Source organism: Sphingomonas bacterium, assembly GCF_903644135.1.
In the GTDB taxonomy this organism is placed as follows: Bacteria; Pseudomonadota; Alphaproteobacteria; order Sphingomonadales; family Sphingomonadaceae; genus Sphingomonas.
In genome coordinates this window covers 1-5,686 of the sequence record NZ_CAHJXA010000181.1, presented here as the reverse complement: position 1 = coordinate 5,686, position 5,686 = coordinate 1, and the positions used below count along the sequence as shown (strand labels likewise).

Annotated in this window: 5 protein-coding genes and 2 pseudogenes; 4 read left to right on the top strand and 3 right to left on the bottom strand. The window is 69.8% G+C overall.

Annotated elements, in window-relative coordinates; all coding sequences use genetic code 11:
- The 3 genes and pseudogenes from HUU96_RS10235 to HUU96_RS10225 all read right to left on the bottom strand — a co-directional run.
- Positions 1 to 237: pseudogene (locus HUU96_RS10235) on the bottom strand (hydrolase 1, exosortase A system-associated); the annotation flags it as partial.
- Positions 225 to 914 carry a hypothetical protein gene (locus HUU96_RS10230; protein ID WP_174292704.1) on the bottom strand — a complete coding sequence of 230 codons (690 nt, stop codon included), beginning with the start codon at positions 912 to 914 and terminating at the stop codon, positions 225 to 227. The gene HUU96_RS10230 and the pseudogene HUU96_RS10235, both read right to left, overlap by 13 nt.
- A 65-nt stretch (positions 915 to 979) precedes the next feature.
- Positions 980 to 1,252: an acyl carrier protein gene (locus HUU96_RS10225; RefSeq protein WP_174292703.1), complete on the bottom strand. Its 273-nt coding sequence runs from the start codon at positions 1,250 to 1,252 to the stop codon at positions 980 to 982.
- 94 nt (positions 1,253 to 1,346) lie between these two features.
- On the opposite strand from HUU96_RS10225, the gene HUU96_RS10220 reads away from it, so the two are divergent.
- From HUU96_RS10220 to HUU96_RS10205, 4 genes and pseudogenes are all read left to right on the top strand, one after another.
- Positions 1,347 to 2,840 carry an acyl-CoA ligase (AMP-forming), exosortase A system-associated gene (locus HUU96_RS10220; protein WP_174292706.1) on the top strand — a complete coding sequence of 498 codons (1,494 nt, stop codon included), beginning with the start codon at positions 1,347 to 1,349 and terminating at the stop codon, positions 2,838 to 2,840.
- On the top strand, positions 2,837 to 4,054 hold the full coding sequence (locus tag HUU96_RS10215) for a pyridoxal-dependent decarboxylase, exosortase A system-associated (RefSeq protein WP_174292705.1): 1,218 nt from the start codon (positions 2,837 to 2,839) through the stop codon (positions 4,052 to 4,054). The genes HUU96_RS10220 and HUU96_RS10215 overlap by 4 nt, the downstream gene beginning before the upstream one ends.
- An 85-nt stretch (positions 4,055 to 4,139) precedes the next feature.
- A complete protein-coding gene (locus HUU96_RS10210; RefSeq protein ID WP_174292702.1) occupies positions 4,140 to 4,778 on the top strand; it encodes an XrtA/PEP-CTERM system exopolysaccharide export protein in 639 nt (212 codons plus the stop codon).
- 142 nt (positions 4,779 to 4,920) lie between these two features.
- Positions 4,921 to 5,686, top strand: a pseudogene (locus HUU96_RS10205) (XrtA system polysaccharide chain length determinant); the annotation flags it as partial.

Below are 5,686 nucleotides of genomic sequence, written 5' to 3'. Positions count from 1 at the left end.
GCTCGACGCATAGCCGCCATTCTCTCCCATCGAGTCGCCCACCCCGCGCCGGTCGAAGCGCAGCACCGGGATGCCGTCGGCGGCCAGCCGCGCCGCGAGCAGCGCCATGCCGCGATGCGCGCCCCAGCGCACCTCGTTGCCACCCGAGACGATCAGCAGCGCGGCCGTGCCCGCCGCCTCGTCGAGGCTGCCGACCAGCGTCTCGCCCTCGCAGGGGAACGCGATCAGCCTTCGCATCGCGCGATCCAGGCGGCGATGTCGGCGGCGAGCGCCTGCGCGAGATCGGTGTCGCAGCCAGGCTCCGTGCGTCGCCACAGCGCCGAGCCAGGCAAGTGTCGGTCGGCGGCATTAGTGTCGCCGATCAGCCGAACGACCCGGAGCGGCCCACCGTTTTCTGCTGCCCATGGCTCCTTCACGGTGAGGTCGGTCAGCAGGGCGGTCGAAACAAGATTGCCAGCGAGCTCGACGGGCCGATCTTCAACATCCTCAGGCAGGTGGGGGTCAAAATACCATAGGTCGCTCAGCTTCTGTTCGACCGATGCGTGTCTGATCCGCCGTAGCTCACGTAGCAGATCGGGACCGCCCTGCGGCGTCAGATACCATCGGCCGTGCAAAAGCCCCAACGAGTCGAGGAGTGCGCCACTCCGAATGCCGACGCCATAGGCCGGCCGGCCCCGCTCGAAGAATGGTGAAACTACATACTCATATCCTTCCTGGATATTGAGCAGCGACAGCGTCTCCAGTGGTATCAAGCTGTCGCCTTGTCCCGGTAAGTCCGGCAGCACGCCGCCAATGCCATGCACCGCCAAAGCCCGCAGTACCGCGCAGCCAAACGCTCGCGTCCGATTGGCTTCCTCGAACAATGGCAGTGCTAGCACCACGACCGGCCCCGCCTCCGGCCCGAAGCGCAGCATCGCCTCGCGGCCGCCGCTCCAGTCGTAATGGTCGAAACGCGGCGCGGCGGTCATGCCGCCTCGGCTCAGCCCAGCGCCTTGTGCGCGGCGAAGGCGACCAGCGCGCCGAAGGTCGCCAGCATCTCGCCATCGACCTCGTCGTCGTCGATCACGATGCCGAGCCGGTCCTCCAGCTCGGTCAGGACGCTGGCGACCGCCATCGAGTCGAGCTCGGGCAGCGATCCGAACAGCGGCGTCGCGTCGGTGAACGCCGCCACGCGGGCAGCGTCGAGGCCGAGGATATCGGCCAGGACGCCCCGCACCGTGTCGCGCACCTCGTCGCTACCTTCGAAGATCAACTTTTGTCCCCTCGCCCGTTTTCGCCGATCGCGACGGGATCGCTCCTAAGCGGCGGGGGTGAATTCGGCAACGATCCTGCGCTACAGCGGCGCGATGGTTCCGCTCGACCCGATGCCGCAGCCGATCGACCGCGTCGCCCGCGGGCGGCCGGGCGACGTCGCGCTGGTCGACCGGGCAGGCGAAATAACCTTCGCCGAGCTGGAGACGATGGTCGCGGCGGCGGCGGCGTGGCTGGCGGGGCAGGGGCTCGCGCCGGGCGACCGGATTGCCACATGGCTGCCCAAGACGCGTATCGCCTGCGTCATGCCGTTGGCGGCGGCGCGGGCGGGGCTGGTGCATGTGCCGGTCAATCCGCTGCTGCGCCGCGCGCAGGTGGCGCATATCGTCGGCCATAGCGAGGCGCGGCTGCTGGTGACGCAACCGGCACGCGCGGCGACGCTGGCGGCGGGTGACGTGTCGGCGAGGATCGCCGATGAGGCCGAGATCGCCACGACGAGCCAGGGCCTGCCCCCGTCCGACGCCGATCCGGACACGCTGGCGGCGATCCTCTACACTTCGGGTTCGACCGGTCTGCCCAAGGGAGTGATGCTGAGCCACGCCAATCTGTGGCTGGGGGCGGTGTCGGTGGCGCATTACCTGACGTTGACGCTCGACGACCGCGTGCTCGGCGTGCTGCCGCTGTCGTTCGACTATGGGCAGAACCAGCTGTTCTCGACCTGGTACGCCGGCGCGGCGGTCGCGCCGCTCGATTATCTGACGCCGCGCGATGTCGTGAAGGCAGTCGAGCGCACTGGCGCGACGACGCTGGCCGGGGTGCCGCCGCTGTGGCTGCAGCTGGCGGAGGCGGAGTGGCCGACGGAAACGGCGGCGCGGCTGCGGCGGCTGACTAATTCGGGCGGCGCGTTGACGCCGCGGCTGGTCGCGGCGCTGCGCTCGCGGTTCCCACAGGCGGCGCTGTATCCGATGTACGGGCTGACCGAGGCGTTCCGCTCGACCTATCTCGACCCGGCATTGGTCGACGCGCATCCCGACGCGATGGGGCGCGCGATCCCGTTCGCCGAGGTGTTGGTGGTGCGTCCCGACGGCAGCCGAGCGGCGGCCGGCGAGGCGGGCGAGCTGGTCCATGCCGGGCCGCTGGTGGCGCAGGGCTATTGGCACGACGAGGAGCGCACCGCGTGCCGTTTCCGGCCGGCCCCTGCCTTTGCCACGTCAAGCGGCCAAGCGGTGTGGTCGGGGGATACGGTGGTCGAGGGCGCGGACGGCCTGCTGCGTTTCGTCGGTCGCGACGACGAGATGATCAAGTCCGCCGGCAACCGCATCAGCCCCGGCGAGGTCGAGGCGGCGGTGCTGGCCGGCGGCGAGGCGCGTGAGGCGGTGGCGATCGGCGTCGCCGACGAGCGGCTGGGGCAGGCGATCCTGGTGGTCGCAGCCGGCGATGCGGCGAGCGAGCCTGCGCTGCGGGCGCGGCTGCGCACGGAGCTGCCCAGCTTCCTGCAACCGGCACGCTACCAGTGGCGTGACGCCCTGCCGCGCAACGCCAACGGCAAGCTCGATCGGGCCGCTATCCGCGCGGAGGTGGCATGGTGAAACCGATGGGGCCGTTCCCACCCGAGTTCGCCCGGCAACGGGGTGCGCTGACGATCGGCGGACGCGATGCGGAAGCCTGGGCTGCGCAGGCGGGCGACACGCCGCTGTTCGTGTACGACATGGCGATCGTCGCCGCTCGGGTGGAGCGCTTTCGGGCTGCGTTTCCGGCGGTTGATCTCCATTATGCGATCAAGGCCAACCCGCACCCCGCGCTGCTCGCCGCGATCGCGCCGCTGGTCGACGGTCTCGACATCGCTTCGGCGGGAGAGCTGACGAAGGCGCTTGCCGCCAAGCCGGCGGCGGCGATCAGCTTCGCGGGGCCGGGCAAGCGCGACGGCGAGCTGACCGCCGCGATCCAGGCAGGCGTCACGCTCAACGCCGAGTCCGAAGGCGAGGTGGCGAGGGCGCTGGCGATCGGCGAGCGGCTGGGCATCACGCCGCGACTGGCGGTGCGGGTCAACCCCGATGCGGAGCTGCGCGGATCGGGGATGAAGATGGGTGGACGGCCCTCGCCCTTCGGCGTCGATGCCGAGCGTGCCGGCCCGCTGATCCGCACGATCATCGCCGCGGGGGCGGATTGGCGCGGGCTGCACATCTATGCCGGCTCGCAGGTGCTGAACGCCGCCGCCCTGATCGAGGCGCAGGCGGCGACGCTGGCATTGGCACGGCGGCTGGCCGATGAGGCTGGGTCCGTGCCGCCGCTGGTGAACCTCGGCGGTGGCTTCGGTGTACCGTACTTCGCCGGTGACGTGTCACTCGATATCGAGGCGGTCGGCGCGGCGCTCAGTAACCTGCTCGCGGGCTGGGACGACACCCGCTTCGCCATCGAGCTCGGCCGCTGGCTGGTGGCGGAGGCAGGCGTCTATCTGACCCGCGTCGTCGATCGCAAGGAGAGCCGAGGCGAGACCTTTCTGGTGGTTGACGGCGGCCTCCACCACCAGCTTGCCGCCACCGGCAATCTGGGCACGGTGGTGCGCCGCAACTATCCGCTGGCGCTCGCCAGCTGGATGGGCGGCGACCCGGACGAGACGGTGTCGGTCGTCGGCCCGCTCTGTACCCCGCTGGATCGGCTGGGCGATCAGGTTGGGCTGCCTTATGCCGAGGTCGGCGACCTGATCGCGGTGTTCCTCGCGGGGGCCTATGGTGCGACCGCCAGCCCCGCCGATTTTCTCGGCCATCCGCGCGCCGCCGAGCTGATCGCGCATCGTTCCTAACGCTATCTTCACCTCTCCGCCCGCATAGCCGCCAACGAAGCCACGGGTGCGTGCTCCAGCGCCCGGTCGGCCAAAGGAGGTGTAGATGCGCTCGGGACCTGTCGTTCGACTGTCGTTGGTGATGGCGCTCGCGTCGTCCGCGCTCGCCGGCTGCGCCGCGAGCCGGCCGGAACTGCCCCCCGCCGGCTATGTCGCCAGCCGCGAGCAGCCGGGCGAGGAATATATCATCGGCCCGCTCGACCAGTTACAGATCTTCGTCTGGCGCAATCCCGAGCTGTCGAGCAAGGTCCAGGTGCGCCCCGACGGCCGCATCACCACGCCGCTGATCAACGACATGCCCGCGGTCGGCAAGACGCCGGCGATGCTGGCGGCCGACATGCGCGTCGCGCTGGGCGAGTACGTCAAGGATCCGATCGTCTCGGTCATCGTCGAGAACTTCGCCGGCACCTTCAGCCAGCAGATCCGCGTCGTCGGTGCGACCGAGAAGCCGGCGTCGATCCCCTACCGCGCCAATATGACGCTGCTCGACGCGATGATCGCGGTCGGCGGCCTCAGCCAATATGCGTCGGGCAACCACGCCAAGCTGGTCCGCTACGATCGCGCGACCGGCAAGCAGAGCGAGTACCAGCTGCAGATCGCCAGCTTGCTCAAGCATGGCGACAGCCGCGCCAACGTCCGGCTGGAGCCGGGCGACCTCATCATTATTCCAGAGTCGATGTTCTGAGGCGTATGATGTTTGCACGGCTCTCGCCGTGGGGCGGCACCAGCCCGCTCCCCCACCCGACCTCCCACACGGTATCCTCGATGGGAGGCCGGGTGGGGGAGCGGGCTGGTGCCGCCTCTCCAGCGCAGCTGGAGGCAAAGGCGTGAACGGTATCTATGACGAGGCGCGGGTAGCGCTCCACGCGATCTGGCATCGCCGCTGGCTGGCGCTGGCGGTGGCATGGGGCGTGGCGGTGGTCGGCTGGTTCGTCGTCGCGCAGATGCCGAGCCGCTACGAGTCGCGCGCGCGAATCTTCGTGCAGATGCAGTCGATCATTCCCGGCGGCGTCCCCGGCGTGCCGAGCGACGGTCAGAAGGATGTCGACCGCATCCGCCAGACGCTCGTCTCGGCGGTGAACCTGGAGAAGGTCGTGCGGGGCACCGACCTCGCCAACACCGTGTCGAGCGATCGCGATGTCGCCGACCGGGTGGCGGGGCTGGCGACGGCGATCAAGGTCGAGAGCCAGCAGGACAATTTGTTCCAGATCACGACGACGCAATCCTCGCCCAAGCTGGCGCGCACCGTTACCCAGAAGCTGATCGACATCTTCGTCGAGCAGAACCTCGCCGGCGACCGTCGCCAGTCGACCCAGTCGCTGCGTTTCCTCGACGGCCAGCTTTCGACCTTGCAGAAGCAGCTGCAGGACGCCGAGACCAAGCGCTCCGACTTCCAGAACCGTTACCTCGCCAGCCTGCCCGGCACCGGCACGGTCAGCGACCGCATCGGCGCGGCACGCGCGCAGATGGCGCAGGTCGATGGCGACCTTGCCGCCGCGTCGTCGGGGCTCGCCGCCGTGCAGGGCCAGATGGCCGGGACCACCAAGGCGCTACCAGGTTCCGCCGGAGCTGCCGGCAGCGCCGGCCCCGCAC